Here is a 22,392-nt window from a genome sequence, read left to right as displayed (position 1 = left end):
AGCTACTGTTTCAAAATCGGCCCGATTGAGCCCTTGTTGTCGCCCGCCTGCGGATCGACGCGGAAGTCCCATACGCGCTGGTTGATCTCGGACGGCGAGATGATCTCCACCAGCGCGTACTCGCCGATGACCAGTTGCTGCGACGGCACGATCCTGACCCAGTGCTTGCCCGGCAGCACCTCTACCTTGGCCGGCATGACATCTTCTGTCTGAGATACAGTTCCCGTCGGGCTGATGTGGATCGCTCCCACAATCCGCACGGCTTTGCGTTCATCCACATGCACAATGGCAAAGCCTGATTGCGTCGAGTGTGCGCCATGCTTGCGATTGGCAACTTCCTTCGCGTTGTTGGTCTGCACCGTCAGCGCGTGGGAGACCACCTTTTCAGCATCGTCCGTTACGTCCAGCGAAAGATAAATGGCCGGATCATTTACATGCAGATGTGCCTTGGCGTGCGCGCCGGGCAGCTCAATGGCGGCGCGCTGCCCGGCCAGCGGATTGATAGTGCTCAGCCCCTTGTGCGTCTTGGCGTCAATTCCCAGCTCGTTCGGCAGCAGCTCCACCAGCTCCGGCGTGCCCTGGTAGGTGTCCAGCGCAAAGACCGAGTCCTCATCCGGCAGCTCCAGGCCCTTGGCTACCTCAGGCATGCGCGCCAGCTGCTCATTGCGTTCCGCAGCTTCTTCCTTATCGATCGCCGCAGCCTCTTTCATCGCAGGTGAGGCATTGTCTTCGGCAAGCTGCGCCTGGTCGCGCTCCCATTTATGCGTGGCATTCCAGTCGATCAGATCGGCGGGCAGCTCTTCCCAGTCGCCGCCGCGTTCCACGGAGATATAGCGCACGCGATCGCCCACAACCTCGTACTTGCGCACGATCTGGTAGCTGCCGTCCTTGAGAATCAGCCGATGGTTCTGTCCCGTGTTGGGCATAGCGGGTTTAAGCGGCAGCGGCTTCTGTTGCGGAGGCGGTTGCTGCGGATCGGATTGCGCGGCGGCGCACGTGCAGGAGAGCGCGGCGCATGCCAGCAGCGCGGCGAAACTCCACAGAAGTCGTCCGACGTGCTTCATTCTTGATCCCGGTAGGAAACCCAGACAGCCCCACCATTTTAGACGCGCGGCGTCCAAGGGGGTGGGCAAAGACCTCTTTTGGCGCAAGGAATACACGCAGCGGCCCATTCTGTGTATTCTTAAGTTGAGGAAGATACGGATCTGGTGCTGAGCAGAATTCAATCCAACGGGAGCAGAAAGCTGTTCGCCCTGCCGCGCAACGCGGCGGTGGTAACGGTGGTTTGTCTGATCCTGCTGGCTCTGTTGGCCGTGGTGCAGGTGGCGCACGTCCACCCGCTCTCCGCGGACGCGGATAACTGCCCGCTCTGTATCGTGATGCACTCGGCCGCGCCTGTTGCGGCTGCGGTTGCCGCCATCGTTATTGTCACGCTGGGCACGCATGCGCCTGCCGTTCAGGTTCGCACAATTGCGCGCCGCCCCTGGCATCCCACTCTCTTCACCCGCCCTCCTCCTTCGGTCCGGTAGCGCGCCTTCCGCAGCCTGAACTCCATCCGCAATTTTAAACAGCGGCTTTGGCGTATCCGGCTGGCGACTTTTCATATTTTTCAGCGCGCATTGTGCTCCGGAGCCAAACAGGCCCGCAGACGCACATGCAAACCCTTTTGGAGAAGCTTAATGATGCTGCATCTTCGCGGCCTGAATCGCCGCATCCTTCTTACCCTGGCGCTGTTCCTGCCAGTCACAGTCTTTGGTCAGTCAGGCAATGCCGGCGCGGTTCGCGGCACAGTCACCGATTCCTCTGGCGCGGTCATTCCGGGCGCCGTCATTCATCTCACCGATACGATCAGCGGCTTCAACAAGACGGCAACCAGTGATCCTACCGGCCAGTTTGTCTTCGCCAACGTTCCGTTTAACGGGTATAAGGTCACGGTTTCGGCCAAGGGGTTTGCATCGTTGAGCCAGCCCGCCGAGCTCCGTTCGAGCGTCGGCCTCACGCTCAAGCTTGTTCTGCAGATAAGCGGAAACATCGACACCGTGACAGTGGAAGCCAGCAGCGGCGATCTTACCGAGAATGATCCAACCTTCCATACCGATGTGGATCGTGATCTCTTCATCAAGGTGCCGATGGAAAGCCAGTCTTCTTCGCTCAGTTCGCTTGTGACAAGTACCACCCCCGGCGTCGCGGCGGACTCGAACGGCCTCTTCCATGGCCTTGGCGATCACGCTTCCAACTCATTCTCGATTGATGGCCAATCCATCACCGATCAGCAAAGCAAGGTCTTCTCTAACCAGATTCCCTCGGACTCGATTCAGTCCATTGAAGTCATCTCCGGCGCTCCGCCGGCTGAGTTCGGCGGCAAGACCAGCCTCGTAATCGTGGCCACCACCCGCTCCGGTCAGGGAATCACCAAGCCCACCGGCAGCATCAGTTCCACCTATGGCTCCTTTGGCTCCGTTACCGGCGGCTTCGATCTCTCCTACGGCGGCAAGAACTGGGGCAACTTCCTCGAAGCCGACGGCATGAACAGTGGCCGTTTTCTCGACCCACCGGAGTTTTCGGTCTTTCATGACAAGGGAAACGAGCAAAATGTCTTTGACCGCATCGATTACATGCTGACCCCGGTCGACTCGATGCACCTCGATCTGAACTACAGCCGTTCATGGTTCCAGACGCCGAATACCTACGACAATTTAAATGTGCAGAACATCGTCAGCGATGGGACAAGCGCCAGCCCGGTCTTCGGAAATGCAGGCGATGCGGACCAGCGCTCGCAGATCCGCACCTTCAATATTTCGCCCACCTATACGCGTGTTCTCAATGACCACACTGTATGGAACTTCGGCGCTTTTATGCGGAAGGATCTGTACCACTACTATCCCAGCGACGATGCGTTGGCGGATCTGGGGCCGGCGAACCTGCAAACCTCATCCATCTTCCAGAACCGCACGCTTACCAACGCTGCCGTGCACTCGGATTTCACCTGGACGCGCGGCATTCACAACGTGAAGCTCGGCGCGCAGTATGGCCAGACCTTCCTGCGTGAAAGCGACGCGCTGGGCATCGTGGATTCTACATACAGCCTGAGCGCTCCTTGCGTGGATGCGAATGGCAATCCTCTGCCGGGCTATACCGCGGACTCCTGTCCACAGGGCCAGCAAAATCCCAACTATCTTCCGGTGCTGACGCCATACGACCTGACGCGCGGCGGTGCATCCTACTTCTACTTTGGCCACACGGATGTAAAAGAGCTTGCCCTTTACGCGCAGGATCAGATCAAGATCGGCAACTGGACCGCCAACGTTGGCATTCGCGGCGACCTTTACAACGGCCTCACTGTTGCCCGCCAGGCCGAGCCGCGTGCCGGTGTCGCGTACAAGATCAAGCCTTCCAACACAGTTCTCGGTGTCTCGTATGCGCGTACCCTCGAGACTCCCTTCAACGAGAACCTCGTGCTTTCGAGCGAAGGCTGCGCGAACCCTGTGCTGTCGCCGCTGCTGGCCTGTTCGCCGGGCGCTTCAGGCACGCTCCAGCCCGGCTTCCGCAATGAATTTCACGCCAGCATTCAGCAGGCCTTCAGCACCTGGGCGGTTGTAAGCGGCGAGTACATCTGGAAGTACACGCACAACGCGTTCGACTTCTCGGTGCTCGGCAATACGCCCATCACCTTCCCCATCGACTGGCACAACTCCAAGATTCCCGGCTACGCCCTGCGTGCCGAGATGCCGGAGCATCGTCACATCAGCGCGTACTTCGTGGCCTCCTCAGTTGCGGCCCGCTTCTTCCCGCCGCAGTCGGCCGGCGCCGGCGCCACCGTAGGCCAGGGTGGCGCGCCGTTCCGTATTGACCACGACGAAAAGTTCAACCAGACCACGCACCTGCAATATCAGATCGGCAAGCGCGGGCCATGGGCAGGCTTTAACTGGCGCTACGATTCAGGTCTCGTGGCCGGGTCAGCACCTTGCTACAACGCGAACCCCAATGCGAACACAGATTGTTCTCCGTTCTCTGTGGATGCAAACGGCAATCCCAACCTGCTCAACGGCCAGCCATTCATCAATCTGGGGGGCCTCACTGCGGACCAGCAGTTTGAAGCGGGTCTATCCTGCAACGGGGCCAAGGCCACAATCGGCAACCCCATCATGACCGATGGCCAGCCGGGCTGCATCGCCACGCAGCTAACCTCCAGCCTGATCTCGATCCCGAAGCCCGGCACCGAAGATGCTGACCTCAGTCCCACACGCATCGCTCCGCGCAACCTGTTTGACGCAACAGTCGGCCAGGACAACATCTTCCGCACGGACCATTACAAGGTGAATCTCAACCTGACGGCCATCAATTTCACTGACAAGTACGCGCTCTACAACTTCCTCTCCACCTTCAGCGGTACGCACTATGTCACACCGCGCGCGCTGACGGCGAAGATCACACTGAACTTCTAAAGCAGCGCAACACTCAAAACAACAAGGCCGGGGAGCAATCCCCGGCCTTGTTGTTTTATCTCTGACCCCTGATCTCTTCTCTACGGCGTGCCCTCTTTCAGGATCTGCTCGGCCAGGTAGTTTCGCACCGCGGCCTGATCGTGCAGCATCTCCTGGTACGCCTTATTGAGTAGCTGTGCTTTGCCATTGCGCAGGCTCTCGCGGATGAACTCATGCGTGCGTGGATCGCTCAGATCACGCTGTCCCGCAGGCTCGCGGCTGTTCAGCTTGTAAATCTGGTAGCCCATGACGACCTTGTGGCCGGGATCTCGGGGATCGTAGACCGGCAGAGATGGCGTAAGCTGGCCTGGCTTGAGCGCGCCGATAGCGTTATAAACATCTGGGTCCCTGTGCAGGTCGGTCTCGGTCACCAGGCCCATATTGCCGCCATTTTGCGCCAGATTCGGATTCTCCGTAAACTGCGCGGCCAGATTGGCAAAGTCCTCGCCATTCAGAAGCCGCCCACGAATGGTCTCGATCTCTTTTCGCGCCTCGGCCTCATTCGGAGCCTTGCGCTGCTGTTGTGCCGCGCCCTGCTGAGGAGGATTGCCGCTGACCAGGATCTGTGAGAGCCCATAGCGCGGTTCAATCAAATTAAATTCGGCCTTATGCGCGTTGTAATAGGCGCTGATCTCTGCGTCCGTGATGTTGATCTTGGAATCGATCTCTTTGTTGACTAGCTTTGTGGCCGTGATCTGCCGGCGGACGTCACGCTTAAGATCGTCCATCGTAATGTTGCGCTGCTTGAGCTGCTTATCCCACTCCTCCTGCGTATAAGGAGTCTTCATTTCAGTGATCTTGGCATTCACGTCCTCGTCGCTGGCCACAAGGTTCAGCTTGGCTGCGCGCTGCTGCACGATCTCATCATTGATCATGCCGCCAAGAATATTGAGGCGGACCATATCTGCCTGCTCCGGTGCGGGCGGCTGAGCGTTGTCGGTCTGGCTGGCGGTGTAGTACTTCTCCAGGTCGGCGCGGAGAATCTCCTTGCCGTTGACTGTTGCTACGACATCCGGACCGGGAGCGTGATGACAACCGGCAAAGGCAAGCAGAAGAACTGTGCCAAACAGAGCAAAAACCGGACGCGCGCGCTCCGGAAAACGAGCTTCGAGTTGCAACCTGAATCTCCTCACGGAAGCGGAGCAGCTTCCAGTACATCAGGATAACAGGCTGTAAAGACCGGACGAAACGGGAATTGTGAGCCGGAAAGGCAATCTTTTGCCTTCGATTTCTACTTCGTGCCACCTTCTCCCTGCTTTTCCTTTGCAGGTGCGGGCGCTTCTGCCGGCGGCGGTTCCACGCCAGCCTCGCGCAATGCGCGATCAATCACCATCCAGACCTCCTCGCGTGGCTGTGCGCCGTCAATCCGCTCGCCGTTCACAAACAGCGCTGGAGTACCATTGATGCCCAGTTTGTCGGCCTCACTCGCAGAGGCGCGCACCGCGGTCTCATCCTGCTTTGCCAGGCAGGCGTTGAGCTTTGCGTCATCCAGATGTGCAACGGCGGCAAAATCGCGGGCAATGCGATCCAGGGCAGCGTTGCTGCGCGTCAGGTTCCGGTCCTCGCCTGTAATCTCCTGTCCGTGCCCGTGCAGGTAGTCCACGTATTGCCAGTAGACAGGTCCGCTCTGCGCGGCCAGGCAGTTGGAATTCACCGCGGCGTGCATCGCCCAGGGGTGAATCTCGGTGAGCGGATCGTCCTTGTAGATAAAGCGAACCTTGTCCTTGTAGCGCTCCTGCGTAGCAGGGAAAAGCGTCTGATGCATGCGTGCGCAGTAGGGGCATTCAAGGTCATCAAAATTGATGATCGTGACCGGCGCGGAGGCGTTGCCGCGGACAGGCCGGTTGGCCAGATCGATATGAAAGACCGGGTCATTCGCCAGATCAAAATTCTGCAGACGCGCCAGCTTCTTGTTGTCGGTAGAAATGAGAAAATCAAGGTTCGCCGTCTCGGTGCCCTTGGTCAGTGTGACCGTCAGCGAATCGTACCCAGGCATTTGCGAGGGCTTGCGAGCGCCGATATTGACGCTGTAATCCTGCGGCAGCTCGAACTTGGCGCGGACCATGACTTCGATACGGCGGTTCAGATCAGAGCCGGTTGGAGCATTTGCGTTGGCAGGCGGCTGGGCCTTGCATCCGACAGCCAGAGCAAGAGCAAGCATGCAGGCAGAGAGACGAAAACGAAACAAGTGGGAATCCTCTCTAAAAAGCATATCGCAGCGGTCGGCAAACGGAGTGCCTTTGGCCCAGGAACCCCGCTCATCTGCCTGCTTTATAATGGATTGTTAAGTATTACTACCTGATGCGGAGCGCATTTGCTGGCGCTGTCGCCGTGGACGTTGGATGCCGGAACACATTAAAAATCAGCTTCAAAAAGATATCGAGGCGCTTGAGTACGAGCTGGCGCATGAGCTGCCTGCCGAGATCAAGAAGGCCGTAGCGCTGGGCGATCTCTCCGAGAACGCCGAATACCACATGGCCAAGCAGCGCCAGGTCTTCGTCAACGCGCGCCTGGGCCAGCTCAAGAAGCGCATGGCTGAGCTGTCGCTCGTCAATCTCGCCAACATTCCGCGCGACAAGGCCGGCTTCGGTTCCACAGTAGTGGTCTTCGACACGCAGAAGAACGAAGAGATTCTCTATCGCCTTGTCACCAGCGAGGAATCGGATGTGACCAAGGGGCTGATCTCCACCACTTCGCCCATTGGCCGCGGCTTGGTGGGCAAGCGTGTGGGGGATGTCGCCACCATTGTCACGCCCAACGGCAAGCGCGAGCTTGAGGTTCTCAAGCTGACCACCATCCACGATGAAGCCGCTGCAACTGCCGCAGCCAGCGAGACTCAGCCAGACGGCGCTCCGGCGGAATCCGGCTCAGGGAAGTAAAAGTGGAGCGAATGATCAGAGGTAGCCTTTAATGACCTGGACAGGTGGCTTTGGCCGCGCCTGCGGATGGCTCCTGGACAAGATTGTCCACGGACTCGCACTCTCCCGCATCTCCCCAAACGTGCTCACATTCATCGGCCTGATGATCAACATCCTCGCGGCCTTCTTCTTCGGCCACGCGGACGTCACCAATGCCGGACGCATGTTCTTTTACGCCGGACTTGTCATCATCGGCGCCGGCCTCTTTGATATGGTCGATGGCCGCGTGGCGCGCCGTACAGGCCAGGTCACAGTCTTCGGCGCATTCTTCGATTCGGTGATTGACCGCTACTCGGACGTGGTGCTCTTCTTCGGCCTGCTGGTCTATTACGCCCGCGTCAACCACTTCCGTTACGTGGTGCTCGCGGCGTTTGTCATGGTCACGTCGCTCATGGTCAGCTACACCCGCGCCCGTGCCGAAGCTCTCATCGGCTCCTGCAAAGTGGGCTTCATGGAGCGCCCGGAACGCATTGTGCTCATCATCCTCGGCGCGCTCTTCAATCATTGGGGCGTAATGGCTCCGGTTCTCTGGATTCTCGCCGTGCTCTCTACCATCACGGTCATTCACCGCATCCAGCACACCTACCAGAACACCAAGCAAATGGCGCCATTGGTCTAGGGCTGTTTCCTGCAGCCCTTCGGGGATTTATCCTTAAAGCAATGAGCAATCTGCGCCAACGTCTGGAGTCCACGGCATTCGCCGATCTGAATGCGATGATGGAGGGCTACGCCTCGGGAGCCGTTGAGGCGGCGCGGCGCGAGTACCACCATACCCTCGATTACTCCTCCAGCTCTATCGATGCGCTCGATGAGATTCTCATCCTGGTCAGTGAAAGCCCGGAGCGCGATGTGGAGTTTGAGACGCGTCTCTGGGGCAGCTACCTGGGCGAAGTCCTTCGCCGCCGCTATGCCGGCATCTGGGAGATGACGCAATATCCGGGCGCGCAGGTAGGCGCGCAATCCGCTATGCCTGCTATAGATGTGCGCGGCTCACGTCTCTTTCCGCTCATGAAGGTCCATCGCCGGCTCACTATGGGCGAAGAGGAAGATCTCGGCAGCTTTGTCTCCATGGTGACCGAACGCCTGGGGAACCCCGCGCGAGTCAATTAGCCCGGCTTAGTTCGCCCCGAGCGTCTCAACGAATGCTCTATTGAGTTTTTCTGATCTCTGAGCCCTGCTCTCTGGTCTCTGTCTTTTGTGCGACAATAATCTTTCAGGGAAGCGCGCCGGGCATCAGGAGGACGCGTAAAGGAGTCAGGTAATGGGCGATCTATTGCAGCCGTGGCATCTCATCGTACTTGCCGTCGTGGCGTTTCTGCTTTTCGGTGCACGTCGTTTGCCGGAACTGGGCAAAGGACTTGGTGAGGGACTCAAGGGCTTCAAGGAAGGCCTGAAGGGCATAACCGATCCCGCTCCTACGACCACCGCGCAGCACACTGTCACCCCCCCGCCAGCGCCTCCGCAGGACGGGCAGAAGCAGTCGTAAGCGCATAAGAAGATTCCGCGCGCCAGCTGATTCTTGCCTGGTAGCGCTAAAGACCAAGGGCCTGTGCATCCTCTGCACAGGCCCTGTTCTTTTTCCCGAAGCAAGCAATCAATGAGTGGCCGCATCGGAGGCCGCGGGATAATAACCCAGCGGTGCAGTCACATCCAGGTTCGGGCGGCTCACGCGCACATCAATCTTGCGGTATTTGCCGTCAAGAAGCGGCTCGTGGCTTGCATACACCAGCGTGTACCGCGTGCGCGCCTCGCGGGCCAGGTCGCTGTAGGTCTTTTCAATGTGGTTCACGCCATTGGCTGAATCCAGCGTGCCGCCGGTGTTGAGCGTGTATTTCACAAGGATGTTGTCATACATCGTAAAGGGCAGGTGGATGCGGCTCAGCCGTCCCTCGCCCCAGCGTGCGGCTTCACCTACCAGCGTGCCGTACACAAGAATGTGGTTGGTCTGGAGATACTGCAGCACCTGTTTGTACGGGGCCTTGCTGCCGCTTTCCTTACCGTCGGAGATCACGTAGATGATGCGCCGCCGTCCCTGTGGCCGTGAGGAAAGCTCCTTCGCCGCCGCCAGAATCGCATCATTCAGCGTGTGAATCTCCTTGGGGATATTCATGAAGTAGCCGCTGCCTGCTGACTTGCCTGCCTGCAGATTCGGATCGATGCAGTTGCCGTTTTCGCGGATGTTACAGCTCGCAAACGGGCCATCGTTCACCGGATTCAGCTGCTCGGCACCCGCGGATTTCGTCATGGAGAGGATGTACGGTACGCGTGCCGATTGGGCTCCCGTGAACCCGCCCGACTGGTTGCGCGCTCCATTGCCGTAGGTAAAAACAGCGATCTCGTCAAACGGCGTCAGCGCGCCCTGCAGGGCCCCCAGCGAAGTATTCACCTGCTCCATCTGGTCGCGCGGCAGGCTCTGATCCACCACAAATGCAATCGAAAGCGGGTAAGAATCCGTAGTAAAGACCTTCAGAGGCGCATAGTTGTTGTTTTCGTAAACTTTGAAGTCGCGCCACTGCAACCCCGGAACCTCATTGCCCTTCGAGTCCTTTACCGTTACCGGAACTTCAACGTATGTCACGTTGATTCGGATTGCGGCGCCAATCTCAGCCGGTGTCATGGTCACGGGCGGAGCCTGGTTATCCTGCGGCTGCAGAGTTGACCGTGGAGGCTGCGCTGTTGGCTGCTGTGGCACCGGCCCCTGAATATCCTGCGATCCGGAGCTTCCGGCTGCTGGTTGCTCGGTTCCAGCTCCTCCGCCCGGCTTGATCGGCCCGCTCGCCGCGTTGGTAAGCGGCTGCGTCGCCTGCTGCGGCGTAGGAGCATCCGGAACCGGTTGCTGCGGGGTCTGCTGCGGTTGCTGCTGAGCTGCGGCAGCAAAGGTCAGGCTCAAAAGCGCCGTTAGCGCCGAAATGTGCAATCCAGGCTTCACAGGTATCTCACGTCCTCCACACGGTCCCATCCGAGGGCCGCGATGGCGGTCCTCCCAGTCGTTTAGGGACTCGCGCATGGTTCAGACTATCAGACGCATGACCCTGCGCGTTGTTTGCTCTGTCCATAACCGAACCCGCTGATACCGGTAATGCGCTATGCTCTTTTCAACGCGCCTTAACGTCTAATTAGATGAGATGCCGATGAAGAAGCTTCCTTTGCTTTCCGCCGCGCTTTTGACCGCATTTTTCCTCTGCGGAAAAGCGCATGCGCAGCTTCCGCCCTCGCCGGATGCGCCACCGGTCAGCAATGCACCCGCCCAGCCGGTCGAGGACATCCCGACGCCAACTCTCAGAATCAACACCAACCTTGTCGATCTCTACTTCACCGTGAAAGACAAGGGCGGCCAGCTCGCTCCGCATCTCACCAAAGACGACTGCTCCGTGGCGGAGAACAAAGATCCGCAGACCTGGAAGAACTTCACCGCTGAGTCCGACCTTCCGCTTACCCTGGGAATCCTGCTCGATACCTCCGGCAGCCAGCAGCGCGTTCTTCCTCTTGAACAGGACGCCGGCAGCCGCTTTCTTGAGCAGGTCCTCCGCAAAAAAGACGAGGCATTTGTCCTCTCCTTTGACGTAAACGTCGATTTACTGCAGGACTTCACCAATAGCACCCGCATGCTCACACGCGCCCTGCAGAAAGCAGAAATCAACACCGCCGGCGGCAACGGCACGGGTATTCCCGGCGCAGGCGGCGGCACCATTCCCATCCACGGCGACCCCAAGGGCACACTGCTCTACGACGCCATCTACCTCACCTCCCGCGAGAAATTCAACCAGGAGACAGGCCGCAAGGCCATGATTATCCTGACCGACGGCGACGACCAGGGCAGCGACCACAAGATCGGCGAGGCCATTGAATCCGCCGTGCGCGCCAATTCGCTCATCTACGTCATCCTCATCGCCGATGTGCAGGGTTATGGCAATTTTGGCTATTCCGGCTACTCGGCGGCAAAGCGCCTCAGCGAGGAGTCCGGCGGCCGGCTCATCAACGTAGGCCATGACGGTAAAAAGCTTGAAGCTGCCTTCCAGCAGATAGGCGATGAACTGCGCTCGCAGTACGTTGCCACCTATAAGCCCACCAATGAAAAGATGGATGGCACCTTCCGCAAGGTCTCTATCACCTGCAAAGGGGACGACATGAAGGTTCAGGTCCGTAAAGGCTACTACGCGCCTAAGAGCGAAGATCAGTAACCCCGAAGCTCAGATAGCACCGAGGAAATCTTTCCCTAACTAGGAAGAAGTTACACCCTCGTCTGCGCGAGACGATTATCATCCAACCTGCGCCAGCCTTCCGCAATTCATAGATATTCCGTTGTTTACACCATACTTTCCTGATCAGGCAGCCATTTGGCTCTATACCTGCATCTATATAAGTAACCGGGCTGGCTGTTGTTTATATATATCCTCCAGCCCACTGTATATAGAGCACGTTTCGTTTAAAGATAAAGAGGCACTTTCTCATGAAGATTGTACTTATGGCACCAATTGCAGTGGTTGGTATTCCTCTTGCGAATTTTCAAAACATAAACAAAACAGCCTTAGCCGCCGGCAGCACTGTTTTCAAAGCAAGGCTGCCTGCGGCGCAAGGGGTTTATGTCCATTCATAACCTCTCACCCTGCGCGCAAAATATTTATTTCCGGTGACGGCACGCAGGCACTTCTTCATTTTCTTCGGCAGTGAACGGCAATAGGTGGTTTTCGCGCAGTTCTGCATGGGCCCCCGCTGCCGAGGAGGCAGGCTGCGCGAAATTGATTAGAAAAAATACAAAAAAGATTCTCGATGTCCTCCCCCAGGACGCCAGTGGGCGCAGGATGAAAGCTCGAAAGGGCTCTCGTCTGCGCCCACTTTGCAATTCAGGCACGCACTTGCGATAGCGATTTTCATTTTATGCATGCCTCGCTCTTATTTGGAACCTTCTGGCAACCTCTTTGCATAAGGCTCCGTCCTACTCTGGCAACTCGGCCTGCCTGCCCTCCATGAAACGGGATGGCAGACCGAAGCAAGGAAGTTCCAAGGAGGTTTCCCCGAATGAAGCACCTCAGTCTTGCTCCCCTGGTTCTGGCGACTTGTTGCACCTTCTCCGTCGCCGCGCAGCAACCCGATGCCCCGCAGCCTCAACCACAGCCCAATGCACAGTCGGCCCCAACCGCGCAGTCCAGTCAGGCCGCCCCCGGGCAGCCAGCTCAGCCGGAAGCCCTCGCTCTCAGCCCCGTTACCGGAGAGCTCACGTCCAAACTCAACTCCAAAACTGCGAAAGCCGGCGACAAAGTTGAGCTGAAAACCACTGAAAAAGCCACCATGGCGGACGGCACCGTCATTCCCAAAGGCTCAAAGATCGTCGGCCACGTCACGGAGGCACAGGCCTATATAGCGAATAAAGACAACGGTCGCGTCACACTTCAGTTTGATCAGGCCGAGATCAAATCCGGCCAGAGCATGCCGATCAAATCCGCGATCCAGACCGTTACCCCCGCTGGCTCAAGCAGCATGGATGCCAGCGCTGCAATGCCGAACAGCAGCAGCTCATCGCCTCAAACTTCCAGCGGCTCTGCCCCCAACGGTACAGCCAGTCCCGGCACTGGAGCGGCCACAGCAGCAGGCGCTCGTTCCGCCACAGAAAACTCTAGCCCCGGCGCCAGCCCCGCAACCAACTCAACCAGTGGTCCCGCACCCGGAACAACGGTCGCCCGCAACGGCAATGTCGTCATCAAGACCACGGCTGTCCCAGGAGTGCTCATCGCTTCCAGCTCATCCGGCCAGCCATTCTCAAACGCCTCCGGAGCGCTTCTAAGCGCACGTCAGGACGTGCAACTCGATGACGGAACCAAAATGGTTCTCTCCATGGCCACGTCTTCTCCCGGCACGGGCGCAGCACAGCGCTAACGTGCTATGAATCCCGGGTCCGGGTTGACGCGAATGAGGAACGCGTAATCCGGACCCGGGAGAGGACTGTGCAAGTCGTACCGGCTAATTGTCCTGTTTTCAGACACTTGTTACCAAAGTCTGCCGTCATCCTACACAGGACGTAATCTGGCAGAGAGTTAGGCGCATCGATACTATCGACTCATCGGCGGAAAACTTGAGCCGCACCGCAAAATTTTGGTCTATGCAGGAATCAAAGCGAAAAACGGGAGCAAAGCAAGAATGACCGGCGAAAATTCCACCCTTGAAGGCATTGAGATCAGCCCGCGCTTCCGCAAGACCATTGAGGAACGCATCGTTCGGCTGGATGAGGGCGCAGATTACGATGAGGCCCAACTCGATTTCCTTGAAAACGCGGACCACATCCGCCGCCAGAAGCGCCTTATCTTTGTTCAGCGCGCCGAAGCGCTCCGTATGAGGATCTTTCTCGACAGCACCCGGCCACGCCTGCCCAGGTCCCTTATCGTACTTTAATGCTTATCTTTATCAGGTCTTAATGGTTTCTAAGGTATACAAGAGTCATTAGATACAGTAAGCGTATCTGCACTCTTACCTCCCTAATAGCCGTAACCGAAAGGGCCGCCTCCTGCAATGGGAAAGCGGCCCTTCGGATTTCTTAGCCTCTTTATGGCTTTGGATTTTGGAGCACCGGGCGGGAATTGAACCCGCGAATACTGGTTTTGCAGATGCGCCATAACCTTTACTTTCAGATACTTATGTGAACTACACCACCCTCAAAAACCCTGAAAAGTACGCAAAGGAATCTTCTCAGTGGTATTAAAGTGGTGTTGTTTTCGATGCGGCTGTAACGCGTGCAGCCGATGTGAAATCAGGGTGGTTCTTGATGACGAGCGCGTTTAGCGGTACTAATTCGCAAAGTCTGGAACTAGCCGCTGCTATAAGCAACTGGAAGTCATGGCTTGGATCTTTAACGGGTTTTCATGAATTCATCTCGATACTCGATCAACCGCTTCACGATCTGTCCTGCCAATACAACTGACGACGCGCCGACGATCTCATTCGTGTTCACATTCCAACCAAGAACGCCATCCTTCGCGGTGAGCGTGAGCCTCCACACTTCAGTTGGCACTTCTTTCGCTCCGCGTCCTGAAGCAGTAGTCACCCAACCGAAATCGATTCGATAGCCACGAACGGAACCTCCCGCCGGTGCAGACATGATCCGTTTGAATTGCGCGCCGACAGGGGACAGCTTCAGAAGCTCCGATAGACTTCCTCCCGGTTGTCGTCCATCATCCCATTGAAAGAGGATGCCATCGATGGCTCCGATCAGGGATGCCGCAGCGTGGGTCTCCTTCATCAAACTCTTCATCATTGTCGCGCCGCGTGGACCGGCCAATGCGGCGTTCAGATCTGCTTTAGAGAGAAGACTGGCGGATCTACGATCCAAGTCGCGTTGTACGAGATATTGATCGAGACTCATTATTTCCTTGCCTCCCATCGCTTCTTCACAAACGAAAGCCGGGCTCAGTCCTAGCTTTGTGCAGTTCGCCAAATTTGGCAACGTGCGGCCGGTGAGCAAATTGTGCGCAGTTTGCCGGGTCACGCCCAACGCGGCAGCCAGCGTACTCGCCGAGCCATAGCGTTGGAGAAGCCAAGGTCGCAGCTCGGGTAGTCGCAGGAGGGCCACAGACTGAAGGTAAGAGATAAAGTGTAAATTGTCAAATGACAGTTTACACTTTTAAAGGTAGTGCTCTTAGATTAAGGAAGTCCTCATAAGAGCGTTTGGCCGGACAGATGGTGCCGCTAACGGCGTGCCTGGAAAACAAAACTGCGCCGAGCGTTTCTTCATATCGACCACCTGTTTGCGCGCATGCAGCGTCTCAATACATACGAAGCGAAGACGAACGCCATGACGAGAATCGGATCAAACTTATCCCAGGTACTGCCACCGCCGTTCAGTTGTGAATAGAACGCGAGTAAAAGAGTGATCGAGAAACCAGCATAGACCCACTCAGTCAATCGAGGCACATTGGGAATCAGAAGGCCCACGCCACCAAGGATGTGGGTTACGCCAATCAGAGGGATGATATAGAGCGGGTATCCGAGCTGCTGATTGGCAATCCTCCATTCTCCGGGATCGTGAATGAGATATAGCCTTCCGAAGTACACCCACATGAAAGCGACAAGGCCGGTTGTTACCATCGCGGCTATTTGAATTGCTCGACCTGCCCGCACGGGTTTATCTATTGTCTGTTCAGTTTTCATAAGAATCCTCGTCTTGCGGTTGGGATCGGATGGCCTTTCGACAGGGTGGAACCGGACGATGAGCCGTCCGGTTCCACCCGCTGACGTTAGCTCCGCAGTTTCCAGGGAACCGGGCTGGTTAAGCTTGCCCCGGACCTACGCCTTGACGGCGTTCTGTGCAGCCGCAAATACATCGCGTGGAGACGTCGTACCCGCTACGTGCTCCGTACCCGTGACTCCGAGGTCCATCCATCCCGCGTTAACGCTCTCGTACATTTCTTCGGCGGGCCCAGTGTGGCCCTTCGGGACACCGAACTGCTCGAACGCTTCCGCCCAGGCGGCACGCGGAAGTGCGAAGGCTTTTACGTCGAGTGTCAGGACTTCACCCAATTGTGCGGCCACTTCATCCGCGCTTACCATCGAACCCAGCTCGATGACGCGATGCCCTGACCACGTCGGCCCGGCGAGAAGAGTTGCCACCTCTGCGCCGATGTCATCCGTCGCGACCATTGTCAATTTTCGGTTGGTAGGATTGTAGAAGACCGGTAATGTTCCGCCCTGGGCGGCCTGCAAGCCGAAAAGAAAGTTTTCGAAGAAGCCGCCTGCGCGGACAAATGCGACTGGAAAGGTCAGGTTGCGAAAACCATTCTCCAAAAGCGCTAAGGCCGTAATCATCCCCAACCCGCTTGTTCTATTCGCGCCCATCGACGAGAGCGCTACCACCCGCGGAGGCACTGCCTTGGTCAGCGCCTCGACATAGTTCGCAATCAGGCCCTTTGCTTCTGTGAAATTAGGCGAGGGCGCCCATACAGCCGGCAACATGACAAACGCGCCCTCAACGCCTTTGAGCGCCGCCGCTATGGCTGCCGCATCGCTCCAGTCGCCCTCAACCAACTCCACACCTTGGTCTACCCACTTCGCCGCTTTCTCGCGATCGCGCACTAGTGCTCGTACCTGTTTTCCCTGCTTCAGCAGGTGCCGCGCAGTGGCGCCCCCAACGTTTCCTGTAATGCCCATGACTAAATACATGCTCGTTTCTCCTTGTTCGTTCTTGCAGCGTGATTTGCGCAGCTAGCACTCCGCTAGTCCCGTGAGTTTCCACAGCTATCTGTCGCATGAGTCGTTACAGGCCTTTACAAAGCCGATCGGATCGCCTCGATGAGTTGGTTGATCCTCGCGGAGGCCTTGCTATGTGGTCGTGACCGTCACTGCCTGCCGCACATATTGGCCACTTTCCAGTTGCTGCACTATAAAGGCTGCCAGATCGGTCCGCCCGATCTTGTGCGCCTTCTCGCCACCCTCCGTGCTCAGCACCCTAGCAATGCCGGTTTTCTCGTGGTCGGTCAACATCGGCGGCCGCACGAGCGTCCAGTCCAAGTTGCTGCCTTCGATCTTGGCTTCCATGCCCGCCTTGTCCACCAGCAGACCCTTCAAAAACGTCCGCATGAGTACGTGCTCGTTGAAGAAGCCGGCGTTCTTGACGCTCTCGCCCGCACCCACCACTGAAATCTTGAGTAGCCGGCGCACGCCATTGCGCCGCATCGCGTCCACAATATTGTGTGCGGCGTTCGTTTCCATCGTCGTCACTTTCCAAGGCGTCTTGCCGCCCAACGCGTCGATGACAGCATCCTGTCCGGCAACTGCAACGTCGACCGCAGCCGCGTCCAGCACGTCTCCCGTAATAACTCTGACGTTCTCCTTCTTGTACTGCGAAGTACCGCGCACGAAAGCCGTCACCTTATGTCCGGCCGCAAGCGCCTCATTTACCAGCGCCTCGCCGCTCTTGCCCGCCGCTCCTATCACTAGAACTTTCATCGCATTCTCCTTTTGCCTCGTATATGGCCGCCAATCCAAATACGCGGTCTGACAATTAGAGGTCTAATGTAACCATTGGTTGCAAAATAATCGATGGTTTGTATCCAATGGTTATAAATCTACATTTGGTCGCAGCAAGCGGCCAAACAGACTAAGCTATGGAAGTGACATCCACATCACCAAGTCGACGGCTAGAGCGCAAGGAGAGGTTGCGGGGCGAAATCCTTGCCGCCGCCAGCAAGATGTTTGCCGATCGCGGCTACGAAGCCGTGACGCTTCGCGAGATCGCTAAAGAGATCGGCTATACGCACGCCGTCATCTATCAGCATTTCCCCGACAAGTGGCACATTCTTGCTGAGTTGAGCAGCGAGACGATCGGGCTGATGGTTCAGGACTTCGACGCGGTTGCAGCGAAACATCTGTCACCGAAAGAGCGTCTTTTTGCGACTTCACGCGGCTTGATTCAATTCTGCATTGCCCATCCACAGCAGTTCCGCAACGTCTGGTTCGGGCCTGAAAACAGAAACGGCGTCCGCGCTGGACAATACATCGACGACCTGGGCGCGCCGTTGTTCGCGCGTTTCGTGCAGCTCTTTTTCGATGTTGCCAAGGATGAAGGATTGCCAAATAGGGGTGACATCGTGATAGCCCACACCTGGTGGTTTACGATCTTTGGCCTCGCCACACTATTTGTTATTCAAGGAGTTGTACCTGGATTGTCTGACCAGACTCTCGTGACCGAGCAGACGATCGCAACGCTTTGGGCGGGAGTTCAGTCGGTACCGCGATTGCCGAAGAGTGCAATCTCTAAGCGATCCGGCCGATCCGGTGCCTCAAAGGAATAACAGCTTCTGTCTACTTAGGAGCTATTGGAAGTAAACGTGAGGAGCGCGAGGATCTGAAGGCTATGAAGCATTGGGACAGATCGTCGAAGGTGAAACGAAATCAAAGCCTGTGCATGCAAGATGCGTAGGCCTTGATGGCTTACGCACCCGGCATTCGATTGGTAATACTACGTCGGCTTGTTGTCATTACAGGATGGACACCACAAGGTCAGGAGTTCGCACAGCCTCGCAATTCCGGCCTCCAACCCGAGCTTGTTATGACTGTATGGCGCTCAACTGCCGAAGAAGAACTGTATAGGCTTCTTGTATAGCTTCGCCAACTGAATCAGCTCCATGAGACCCTGACCTGAAGGTCATCGTCCAGCCTGCCGACCAATCCTCGATCACAGCCTCGGCAGGACCGGCGCAGTACGTTCCCGCTGCACAGCTTGACCAGGCCAAACAGCAGCTCGCTACTTTACAGAGCCATGTCACCCAGGCGGTAGACGAGTACAAGAGTGCGTATCCGCTGCAGCTCAAGTTCGACTACACGTTCAAGAACGAAGACCCCTTCGCCGTCCAGTCGATCTACCACGACGACAAGTTCACCTACATCAAGACTACGGCCAGCGAGAAGTTCAGCGTGTACGAGATGAAGGACGGCAAGCCCGACCTCATCAACTACGACCTGCGCGACGGTACCTACATCATCCCGAAGATCGTGGACACCTGAGCACCGGCGGACGACCGCGGGCTGGGATGATCAACTTCACTCCGCTCAGCGCCAACGCGCCCTCGTCTGCTCAGGCGGTGAGCTGAGGTCAGGCCGGAAGGGCTCATGAACCGTGATTAGTCACAATTCGGGTGATGACGCGCTGTGCTTTGCCGAATCGCAGTCAACACCGCATTCCGAAATTACGACAACAGTCGAGATAGGCGTAAATTTTGGACAACAAGAAGGAAGATCTTAAGGAGATTCAGTTAACTCACGCACATATTTGCCCTGAATGCGGCCGTGCATCGCGGCGCGAAGATCCAGATGGGATGCCTGATGCCGCTGGTGTTTTTCATTGCTCGCAGTGTGGACGTGAAGGCCCCTTGAACGAAGCGGTGATTGAAGAGACAGACGAGCGTCTCCGCCGTTAGACGGCCAATGGAAGCCTCTGCTGGTCGCCGTCACTTTTCCGTTCGAGCTTCCTCTTAGCTGATCTCACGTACTCGCTAGTCAAACGAGTTCTGTCTTCCGCGCGAGTGATGAGCGTTGTTTTTACCGCAAGGGTCGGTTCATCTAAGGGGCGCATCGTCAGTCCGTTTCGAGCGACCCGCCAAGCGCTAGTGCGATTCAAGAAGGCTATTCCTTCATGCTTGGCCACAAGGTAAGCTGCCTCTTCCGCCGTCGTGAAATAGTGAATTTCGCTAGGCTTAACACCGAGTAGTTCGGCACGGGAGAGGATCAAGTCGTGCATCGTAGGGTGAACATGTTTTCCAAATAGCACCCATACTCGATCGTCAAAGTCTTCTAAACAGGCGGATCTCTTTCGCGCGGCGTCATGCTCAGTCTTCATAAGGGCGAACAGGGGATGGCGTTCGAGTTCCAAGAAGTTCAAGCGTGAGTTCTCTTCTCCAGCCGCGACGATAGCAATATCCAGTTCACCCGAACTGACTTGGCGCATCAGTTCGTGCGAGAAATGACTGTGAGTATGGACACGCATCGTTGGAAATAGCGGAAGCCGAACGGAGAGCACAGTCGAAACGATGTACGGGTCAATATATGGAGAGCTTCCGAAGTTGACGACGACCTCCGCTCCTTTGGCCGCCGCGCGAGTCAAATGCACGGCACGTTCCAAATGAAACACAGCGAGTTTCGCATGTTCTATGAAGACCCGGCCAGGCTCCGTGAGCTCAACGCCTTGGCTGCTTCGCTCAAAGAGTATGACGCCCAGTTGAGACTCCAGATCCTGTATCTGCTTGGTAAGCCCAGGCTGGGTCAAGTGGAGGCGGGAAGCGGCACGAGAGAAGTTCAACTCGTCGGCTAACACAATGGCGGATTGAAGGAGACGAAAATCAATCTGACTCATGGGCCCAAAACTCCGGACGAAACCTGTGAACCCCTGTTCGTCAGTAAGATGTGAGTGACTTTCCTCTGGGTTGGCCGAAGCACTATTCCTCCGAGTAATAGTTCCCGCACAACTTTTCATTGGACATACAGCTACGGCATCAGCCAAGTTGGAATCGGACGTAAGCCTTGCGTACTGGAGTCACCATGGTTGACATGAAGAAGCCCCCCGCGAGCGTCACGATGGACAATATCCATGAGGCCCGCTTTCCCCATGAGCAGGATCGTTCATCGGACAATGTGCTGAATCTCAAGGAGGCTGCCGCCGTCCTACATTGCCACCCAAAGACCCTGCGACTGATGGCACGAGCTCACAAAATCCCTGCCGTCCGCGTAGGGAAGCTGTGGCGTTTCTCTAAAGAACGGCTCAGAGATTGGCTTGAGGCTAGCTAGGTTCAGCGGGAGAAGGTAGAGAGGGCAGAAGCATTTCGATGACTCTGTTGTTTGCCTCTCGCTTCTCAGGTGACAGCGCTCGCCCATAGACGTTGAACGTCGTGCTGATGGCGGAATGACGCATCAAGTCCTTGGTGACGCCGGGGGCTACGCCCGCCGAATCCAGCCAAGTCCGATACGAGTGGCGCAACGAATGAAAGCCTAAACCTTCCAGTCCGATTGCCTCGCCAGCGGGCCGAATCCAACGCTGCTGAAGGCTGGGCGACATGTAAGGCATTCCAGTGTTGGGATTGGCGAACAACCATCCAAATTCGTTCTTCTTGAGAGGCCGTTTACGCGTCCGTAATGCCGCGCGCTTCTGCATTAGCTCCTCACGCTCAGACCACTTGATCTTCCAGGCAAGGAGCAATGTCGCGAGGGTGGGATGCAAGGGGAGCTTGGCCTTCGAGGAGTTATTCTTCGTGTCGTCGATAGCACCACGGTAGGCGCTACGCCGGATAGAAACTGTCTGCTTCTCCCAATCGATGTCCGACCATTGCAAGCCCAAAATCTCGCTCACTCTAAGACCGAGGCATGCTGCAGCCATCGCGATCATGTTGACGTGCTCAGGCAGTTTCGGCGCGATCTCACGGAACTGTTCAGCCGATAAGACAATCACCTCGTTCGTCCGCATCGTGACGTTCTTCACCTTGACGATTTCGATGGGATTGCGCCGCTCAAGGGGCAGATACTCCCACAATGTCGCAAGATCGAAGAGCTTGTGCATGAGGCTTTTGATATGCCCCTTCGTCACAGGTGCGAGGTCGAGATGTTGCAACCACGTATGAACCTGAGCGGGCCGAATCTCAGACAAGAGAAGGGAGCCCCATTGAGGCCGCAGCTTGCTGTTGATGATGGAGAGGTATCCACCCTTCGTGGACTTTCGCGGAGGCATCTCCTCGGCTATGTAGCGGTCGAGCAGAGCGCCGAACGTAACGCCGGCAGAGCGGGCGTATTCGGTTTTCTCGTTCAGCTTAACGACGAAGCTCTCCAAGTGTTGACGGAGAGCTTTTTCGGTCTTGTAGATCGCCGAGTCGAAGGTCTGTACTTTCGGTTTCCGTACCGACCCTTCCATGAGGTAGTAGCGAAACTCCCAGGCGAATCCCTGTGCCCGTTTTACTTTTCGTACAGAGCCGTGTTGATACCGATCGACCGTTTTCTTGAGCATTGCGGGCCTCCAGCAATACTCATATTTTATCTCAGTGGTGTTTAGTGGTGTTAAGGCCCTACGGAAAATCCAGTAAGTTATTGAATTTATGGAGCACCGAATGGGATTTGAACCCATGAATACTGGTTTTGCAGACCAGCGCGTTAACCACTTCGCCACCGGTGCTCATAAGCCACGAAGGTTTTCGTCCTGGTCCTTCGTAACTCGTCCCGAAAATAAAAATCCCACCACGCTTGTCGCGGGTGGGTCTCGTTTTAGCTCAATCCTGTCTGTCGGATTCCTAGCTTATCGAGACGCTCGCGTAGCGCTGCTCTCACAGCAGCACAGACAACACGCGGAGATCGAACGATTCACCATGAAAATCCTTCCCCGCGCTCAACGCTGCGAGTATTAGTAGACTATGGGCGCAAGCCCGTTCTGTCAAGTGTTAGGCGAGCTGGCGCAGGGCCGACGCATCTTAATTGCTATATGAGTGGAGGGTGATAGCGGTTGAGATGGAGGGATGAACAATCCTTTG

The 22,392-nt window shown here is 56.8% G+C and carries 23 protein-coding genes and 1 tRNA gene; 13 read left to right on the top strand and 11 right to left on the bottom strand.

What is annotated here, in order from left to right; genetic code table 11:
- Positions 1-2: 2 nt before the first annotated feature.
- Positions 3-1,064: a hypothetical protein gene (locus VO84_RS04215; protein ID WP_058186044.1), complete on the bottom strand. Its 1,062-nt coding sequence runs from the start codon at positions 1,062-1,064 to the stop codon at positions 3-5.
- Between the two features lie 144 nt (positions 1,065-1,208).
- Between VO84_RS04215 and VO84_RS04210 the strand changes: the two genes are divergently transcribed.
- Together VO84_RS04210 and VO84_RS04205 are read left to right on the top strand one after the other, a co-directional pair.
- Positions 1,209-1,529 carry a hypothetical protein gene (locus VO84_RS04210; protein ID WP_058186043.1) on the top strand — a complete coding sequence of 107 codons (321 nt, stop codon included), beginning with the start codon at positions 1,209-1,211 and terminating at the stop codon, positions 1,527-1,529.
- A 150-nt stretch (positions 1,530-1,679) separates the two neighbouring features.
- The gene (locus VO84_RS04205) at positions 1,680-4,445 is read left to right on the top strand and encodes a TonB-dependent receptor (RefSeq protein WP_231737779.1); all 2,766 of its coding nucleotides are present in this window, start codon (positions 1,680-1,682) and stop codon (positions 4,443-4,445) included.
- An 80-nt stretch (positions 4,446-4,525) separates the two neighbouring features.
- On the opposite strand, the gene VO84_RS04200 is transcribed toward VO84_RS04205, so the two are convergent.
- Complete coding sequence (locus VO84_RS04200; RefSeq protein WP_082661700.1) at positions 4,526-5,602, bottom strand: SurA N-terminal domain-containing protein; 1,077 nt, start codon at positions 5,600-5,602, stop codon at positions 4,526-4,528.
- Between the two features lie 113 nt (positions 5,603-5,715).
- Entirely contained in the window at positions 5,716-6,672 is a 957-nt protein-coding gene (locus VO84_RS04195) for a DsbA family protein (RefSeq protein ID WP_231737778.1), read from the bottom strand.
- A 154-nt stretch (positions 6,673-6,826) separates the two neighbouring features.
- Between VO84_RS04195 and VO84_RS04190 the strand changes: the two genes are divergently transcribed.
- From VO84_RS04190 to tatA, 4 genes are all read left to right on the top strand, one after another.
- Positions 6,827-7,363: a GreA/GreB family elongation factor gene (locus VO84_RS04190; RefSeq protein WP_058186041.1), complete on the top strand. Its 537-nt coding sequence runs from the start codon at positions 6,827-6,829 to the stop codon at positions 7,361-7,363.
- A 31-nt stretch (positions 7,364-7,394) separates the two neighbouring features.
- The gene (locus VO84_RS04185; RefSeq protein ID WP_058186040.1) at positions 7,395-8,021 is read left to right on the top strand and encodes a CDP-alcohol phosphatidyltransferase family protein; all 627 of its coding nucleotides are present in this window, start codon (positions 7,395-7,397) and stop codon (positions 8,019-8,021) included.
- A gap of 41 nt (positions 8,022-8,062) precedes the next feature.
- The gene (locus VO84_RS04180) at positions 8,063-8,512 is read left to right on the top strand and encodes a hypothetical protein (protein ID WP_058186039.1); all 450 of its coding nucleotides are present in this window, start codon (positions 8,063-8,065) and stop codon (positions 8,510-8,512) included.
- 151 nt (positions 8,513-8,663) lie between these two features.
- Positions 8,664-8,888 (top strand): twin-arginine translocase TatA/TatE family subunit, encoded by a 225-nt coding sequence (gene tatA, locus VO84_RS04175; RefSeq protein ID WP_058186038.1) that lies wholly within the window; start codon positions 8,664-8,666, stop codon positions 8,886-8,888.
- A gap of 108 nt (positions 8,889-8,996) precedes the next feature.
- Here the strand turns inward: tatA and VO84_RS04170 are convergent, their stop codons facing one another.
- Positions 8,997-10,331 (bottom strand): VWA domain-containing protein, encoded by a 1,335-nt coding sequence (locus tag VO84_RS04170; RefSeq protein WP_058186037.1) that lies wholly within the window; start codon positions 10,329-10,331, stop codon positions 8,997-8,999.
- A 202-nt stretch (positions 10,332-10,533) separates the two neighbouring features.
- Between VO84_RS04170 and VO84_RS04165 the strand changes: the two genes are divergently transcribed.
- The 4 genes from VO84_RS04165 to VO84_RS04155 all read left to right on the top strand — a co-directional run bounded on the left by VO84_RS04165 (position 10,534) and on the right by VO84_RS04155 (position 13,789).
- Positions 10,534-11,583: a VWA domain-containing protein gene (locus VO84_RS04165; protein WP_058186036.1), complete on the top strand. Its 1,050-nt coding sequence runs from the start codon at positions 10,534-10,536 to the stop codon at positions 11,581-11,583.
- A 269-nt stretch (positions 11,584-11,852) separates the two neighbouring features.
- Complete coding sequence (locus tag VO84_RS22385) at positions 11,853-11,999, top strand: hypothetical protein (protein ID WP_157439718.1); 147 nt, start codon at positions 11,853-11,855, stop codon at positions 11,997-11,999.
- A 422-nt stretch (positions 12,000-12,421) separates the two neighbouring features.
- Positions 12,422-13,276: a hypothetical protein gene (locus tag VO84_RS04160; RefSeq protein ID WP_058186035.1), complete on the top strand. Its 855-nt coding sequence runs from the start codon at positions 12,422-12,424 to the stop codon at positions 13,274-13,276.
- A gap of 261 nt (positions 13,277-13,537) precedes the next feature.
- Positions 13,538-13,789, top strand: a complete 252-nt coding sequence (locus tag VO84_RS04155) for a hypothetical protein (protein ID WP_157439717.1) — start codon at positions 13,538-13,540, stop codon at positions 13,787-13,789.
- 454 nt (positions 13,790-14,243) lie between these two features.
- Here the strand turns inward: VO84_RS04155 and VO84_RS04150 are convergent, their stop codons facing one another.
- The 4 genes from VO84_RS04150 to VO84_RS04135 form a co-directional block, all read right to left on the bottom strand.
- Positions 14,244-14,855: a hypothetical protein gene (locus tag VO84_RS04150; RefSeq protein WP_197413887.1), complete on the bottom strand. Its 612-nt coding sequence runs from the start codon at positions 14,853-14,855 to the stop codon at positions 14,244-14,246.
- A 266-nt stretch (positions 14,856-15,121) separates the two neighbouring features.
- The gene (locus VO84_RS04145; protein ID WP_197413886.1) at positions 15,122-15,478 is read right to left on the bottom strand and encodes a DoxX family protein; all 357 of its coding nucleotides are present in this window, start codon (positions 15,476-15,478) and stop codon (positions 15,122-15,124) included.
- A 198-nt stretch (positions 15,479-15,676) separates the two neighbouring features.
- Positions 15,677-16,549: an NmrA family NAD(P)-binding protein gene (locus tag VO84_RS04140; RefSeq protein ID WP_058186031.1), complete on the bottom strand. Its 873-nt coding sequence runs from the start codon at positions 16,547-16,549 to the stop codon at positions 15,677-15,679.
- Positions 16,550-16,708: 159 nt separating this feature from the next.
- The gene (locus VO84_RS04135; RefSeq protein WP_058186030.1) at positions 16,709-17,335 is read right to left on the bottom strand and encodes an NAD(P)-dependent oxidoreductase; all 627 of its coding nucleotides are present in this window, start codon (positions 17,333-17,335) and stop codon (positions 16,709-16,711) included.
- A 158-nt stretch (positions 17,336-17,493) separates the two neighbouring features.
- On the opposite strand from VO84_RS04135, the gene VO84_RS04130 reads away from it, so the two are divergent.
- Both VO84_RS04130 and VO84_RS22015 read left to right on the top strand, forming a co-directional pair.
- Complete coding sequence (locus tag VO84_RS04130) at positions 17,494-18,180, top strand: TetR/AcrR family transcriptional regulator (protein ID WP_082661699.1); 687 nt, start codon at positions 17,494-17,496, stop codon at positions 18,178-18,180.
- Between the two features lie 346 nt (positions 18,181-18,526).
- Positions 18,527-18,892, top strand: a complete 366-nt coding sequence (locus VO84_RS22015; protein ID WP_082661698.1) for a TrbG/VirB9 family P-type conjugative transfer protein — start codon at positions 18,527-18,529, stop codon at positions 18,890-18,892.
- A 409-nt stretch (positions 18,893-19,301) separates the two neighbouring features.
- Here VO84_RS22015 and VO84_RS04125 read toward each other — a convergent pair whose 3' ends face one another.
- Complete coding sequence (locus tag VO84_RS04125; protein ID WP_058186028.1) at positions 19,302-20,237, bottom strand: LysR family transcriptional regulator; 936 nt, start codon at positions 20,235-20,237, stop codon at positions 19,302-19,304.
- Between the two features lie 194 nt (positions 20,238-20,431).
- Between VO84_RS04125 and VO84_RS04120 the strand changes: the two genes are divergently transcribed.
- Complete coding sequence (locus tag VO84_RS04120; RefSeq protein ID WP_197413885.1) at positions 20,432-20,668, top strand: helix-turn-helix domain-containing protein; 237 nt, start codon at positions 20,432-20,434, stop codon at positions 20,666-20,668.
- On the opposite strand, the gene VO84_RS04115 is transcribed toward VO84_RS04120, so the two are convergent.
- Both VO84_RS04115 and VO84_RS04110 read right to left on the bottom strand, forming a co-directional pair.
- A complete protein-coding gene (locus VO84_RS04115) occupies positions 20,661-21,875 on the bottom strand; it encodes a tyrosine-type recombinase/integrase (RefSeq protein WP_058186026.1) in 1,215 nt (404 codons plus the stop codon). The genes VO84_RS04120 and VO84_RS04115 overlap by 8 nt on opposite strands.
- An 89-nt stretch (positions 21,876-21,964) precedes the next feature.
- Positions 21,965-22,040: transfer RNA gene (locus VO84_RS04110), tRNA-Cys, on the bottom strand.
- Between the last annotated feature and the right edge of the window lie 352 nt (positions 22,041-22,392).

It is taken from the genome of Occallatibacter gabretensis, from assembly GCF_001449115.1.
GTDB classification, from domain to species: Bacteria; Acidobacteriota; Terriglobia; order Terriglobales; family Acidobacteriaceae; genus Telmatobacter; species Telmatobacter gabretensis.
This window is presented reverse-complemented; position numbering and strand designations above follow the sequence as displayed.